The sequence below is a fragment of the Desulfobacula sp. genome (assembly GCF_021107415.1).
Genome location: NZ_JAIOSW010000298.1, coordinates 1 through 4366 on the forward strand (window position 1 = coordinate 1; position 4366 = coordinate 4366).

Genomic DNA, 4366 nt, shown 5'->3' on the forward strand with positions numbered 1-4366 from the left:
AGAAGTCCGTTGCTCTATCCAGCTGAGCTACAGGCGCAAACAAAGGAGTCTTTTATCAAATCCAGGCCAAATTGTCCATAAAAAAATGCGAGATTACTTTTTTTGTGCAAAATATATTGCTTTTATCCATATTATGATAATGGTATACTAAATTTTTTATCAAAACTATCTTAAGGTATATTTAATGGCAAAAGAAACTGACCAGGAAAATCAAAATAAAAAAAGACTGACCAAAAAAGATTTTCTGATCCCTGTAAAAAAAACAAAAACATCAAGCTCAAAAGCGCTTGTAAAGTCAGACCCCGTTCAAAGCTACCTTAATGAAATAAGCAGGTATAAGCTGCTGACAAGAGAGCAGGAAATTGAGCTTGGGAAACGAATCCAGGAAGAAGGAGATCAGGAGGCAGCCTATATCATGACCACCTCAAATCTTCGCCTGGTGGTTAAAATTGCCCTTGAATTCCATAGAATCTGGGTGCAGAACCTTCAGGATTTGATCCAGGAAGGCAATATTGGACTTGTGCAGGCAGTCAAAAAATTCAACCCGTATAAAAATGTTAAATTCTCATATTATGCATCCTTCTGGATAAAAGCCTATATTCTTAAGTTTATCATGGATAATTGGCGAATGGTGAAGATTGGAACAACCCAGGGGCAGCGCAAGCTGTTTTTCAGGCTGAAAAAAGAAAAACGAAGACTGATTGAACAGGGTTTTGATCCAAAGCCCAAGCTTTTGTCAGAGCGATTGGGTGTGTCTGAAAAAGAAGTGGTTGATATGGATCAGAGACTGGCCAACTGGGACTTAAGTCTTGATGAGCCGTTAAAGAGTGATTCAAATACGGAAAGAATTGAATTCATAAATGTTGAATCTGATTCGTCTGAAGATCGGGTGGCCAAAAAGGAAATTGAAGACATCCTGCATACAAAAGTGAATGAGTTCAAAAAGACCCTTAACGAAAGAGAGCTGGATATCTTTGACAGAAGGATATTCTCTGACAGCCCTGAAACGCTTCAGCAAATAGGAGAAATATACTCAATATCACGCGAAAGGGTAAGACAGATCGAAAATAATATTTTAAAAAAAATGAAAGCCTATTTCAAAAAAGACATGCCTGATTTTGACATGTACGATCACACCCAGTAAATTTCAATTTGTTTATATTATATAAGGTAATGCAAAGTATGAAAAAAAGTCTTGTTTATATTCTTCTTATTTTTATCTTAAGTTTTTTTCTCGCCGGCTGCACACAACTTAAACAAAGCAAAAAACCAGCTGAAACTCGAATTGTTCAAAAAAAAGAAATTAAAAAAGACGATAATCTTTCTGCAAATTATTATTATCTTGAGTCTCGAATTCACATTAAAAACAAAGAGTATCAAAAGGCCGCTGCCTCACTGATAAAAGCACTTGCCAAAGACCCGGATTCATTTATATTAACCAGGGATTTATGCCGGTTATACTTGAGACAACACAAGGGGGGAAAAGCCTTGGAACTGGCCGAAAAACTGGTCCGGCAAAACCCTGATAATGTGGATGGACTGCTTCTTTTCGTCCAACTTAAAAAAGACATCATGGATGAAAAAGAACTGGTTGAAATTTTAAACAAAATCTTAGTGCTTGATCCAAATAACAAAGAAACATTTCTTCGTCTTGGCAAAATATATATGGAGGAAAAGAACCATTCAGAGGCTTTGATACTATTTAAAAAAATGGTTGTACAATTCCCTGACTATTATGTTGCCTGGTTTTATCTGGGCGAGGTCTATATGGCCGAAAAACTTTATGAGCTTGCTGAAACCCAATTTTTAAAGACAATTGAGCTTGAGCCGGATCTTATGGAACCACGATTTCAATTGATAAAAATTTTCAGCAGTCTAAACACCCCCAATAATAAAAAGGGAAATAACCAAAAGATATTGGAAACCTACAAAGAAATACTTGAGATAGAGCCGGACAATCATCGGGCACAATTAGGAACGGCTCTGCACTATCATAAAACCAATGAAAAAACAAAAGCAGCAGATCTGTTTATGGAGCTTGGCCGGGATGTTGAAAGTAATTCCAGACTCGTCATGGTTGCTGTGGACGAATATCTTTCAGGCAAAAAATATAAGGATGCTGTGATTGTTTTTTCTCAAATGCTTAAAGGCGATCCTGAAAATTCAACTCTGAATTTTTTTGCAGGGATGGCCTATGAAGCGATAGAGGATTTCAAAAAAGCTATCTTCCTTTATTTGAAAATCAGACCCAACCATTCTCAATACAAAAAAACCATCCTGAATATTGCCTTTCTCTATAAAAAACTCGGGGAAGAGCAGACTGCATTAAATTATCTTGAAAGCAAGTATAAAACCCTTCCAAAAGATATCGATATTATCATTTATCTTTCCTCATTTTATGAAAAAAACAAAAGCTATAAAAAAGCGATTAGTCTCTTAAAAAAAGGACTGGAAGATTCTCCTGAAAACACATCATTGCTGTTCAGGCTGGGCGCAGTACAGGATAAGGCAGGTTTTAAACAAGAAAGTCTCAGCGCCATGAAAAAGATTATTAAAATTGATCCAAAGGATGCCAGTGCCTTGAACTACCTGGGGTATTCCTATGCAGACTTGGGAATAAAATTAGATGAGGCGCTTTCGCTGATCAAAAGAGCCCATAAACTTAAGCCTGATGACGGGTATATCACCGACAGCCTGGGCTGGGTCTATTACCAAAAGGGCAATTACAAAGAAGCTGTGAAATACCTTGAAAAAGCTGCTGAATTAACTTCTTTTGAGACCATTATATCCGATCACCTGGGGGATGCTTATCAAAAAGCAAATCAGCTTGAAAAAGCATTAAATACATATAAAAAAGCATTATCCAATGCCAAGGATGGCGACAAGGAAAAAATTGTCGAGCTTAAAAAAAAAATTGAAGCAGTACAGAAAAAAATAAATGAATAGCCAAAACTTATTGTGCCGCTTAATTTATATTACCATCTTTATCTTGATTCTCTCAGGCTGTGCACAATTCCGGCCTGATACCAACCCAATCCTCGACAAGAAAGCCTTTTTTCTTGCAAATCAGGCAAGGTCATTTAATCAACACATTGTTACAAGTAAGGGAACAGGCTGGATAAGGCTTGAGACAAAAACAAAGACGGATAGATTTAAAATTGCCTGGGCAGCAGTCTCTCCCAATAAAATCAGGATCACATTCCTTTTATCCGGCCATCCTGTAGAAACCATTATTGCCACGGGGAAAAAAATCACTTTTATTTCACATACGGGAGAACATTCCAAATACTCATATAATTCAAAAGATCCAAATATGGAAGACTATATCCATGTTCCAGTCAAAATGTCTGAAATGATATCGATTTTATTGGGGCGCTTACCTGTAAAAAACTTTGACGACGCCTATTTTTCGCCATCTGATACGTCCTTATCCACCATTACTTTAAGGCAGAATTGGAAAGGATTGGCACAATCTCTTCATGTAAACAGCAAGAAAAGGATTGACAGTCTTAAGACAACAGACTTATCAGAAAAACTTTTGTATGAGATGACAATCACAAAATATAAAAATAATGATTTTGGTACTATTCCTGTAAAAATAGAAATCAAGGACAATGATAACAGGAAGCTGACACTTGAGATCACAAATTTCCTGCCAAACCCCCCCATAAAAGAGTCTGTATTCCAGTTGACAGAATCAAGATAATGATCATTATTTAGGTGATTTACTAACAATTTTTCTCAAAGGAGATGTTATAAAATGATTCACGACAGTGTAGACAATGCCAAACAGGGAGGGAGTTGCCCATCACAGGCTGGGCAGCAGCAGGACATGGCAGCCAGACAAAAACAGGAAGATGCGGCAATCAAAGCCTCTCTTACAAAAATAAAACATAAAATTTTCGTCTTAAGCGGAAAAGGCGGTGTTGGTAAAAGCAGCGTATCTGCAAACCTTGCAGCAAAGCTTTCTAAAAAAGGATATAAAACAGGCCGGATGGATGTTGATGTCCATGGCCCATCCATTGCCCAGATGCTGGGACTGACAGAACTTCTGGAAATTTCTAAATCCCAGCTTCTAATTCCCAAACTGGTCAATGGAAACCTTAAGGTTGTTTCTGTCCAGGCATTAATGCAGGACAAGGACCAGGCCATTATCTGGAGAGGCCCTGCCAAAACAGGAATGATCAAACAATTTATCAGTTCTGTGGATTGGGGGGAGCTTGATTTTCTGATTATTGATGCACCTCCGGGAACTGGTGACGAACCCTTAACCGTTGTGCAGGCTATACCCGAGGCTTTGGGCGTGGTGGTCACAACACCCCAGGAAGTGGCTCTGGCAGATATTAGAAAATCCATTTCCTTTTGC

The 4366-nt window shown here is 37.9% G+C and carries 4 protein-coding genes; all 4 read left to right on the forward strand.

Annotated elements, in window-relative coordinates; all coding sequences use genetic code 11:
- Window positions 1-184 precede the first annotated feature (184 nt).
- A complete protein-coding gene (locus K8S13_RS15530; RefSeq protein ID WP_291463858.1) occupies window positions 185-1144 on the forward strand; it encodes an RNA polymerase sigma factor RpoD/SigA in 960 nt (319 codons plus the stop codon).
- A gap of 38 nt (window positions 1145-1182) precedes the next feature.
- Window positions 1183-2946: a tetratricopeptide repeat protein gene (locus K8S13_RS15535; protein WP_291463859.1), complete on the forward strand. Its 1764-nt coding sequence runs from the start codon at window positions 1183-1185 to the stop codon at window positions 2944-2946.
- Window positions 2939-3706, forward strand: a complete 768-nt coding sequence (locus tag K8S13_RS15540) for a hypothetical protein (RefSeq protein WP_291463860.1) — start codon at window positions 2939-2941, stop codon at window positions 3704-3706. Before K8S13_RS15535 ends, K8S13_RS15540 begins: the two co-directional genes overlap by 8 nt.
- Window positions 3707-3760: 54 nt before the next feature.
- The coding region (locus tag K8S13_RS15545) for a P-loop NTPase (RefSeq protein ID WP_291463862.1) at window positions 3761-4366 on the forward strand (606 nt) is incomplete at its 3' end.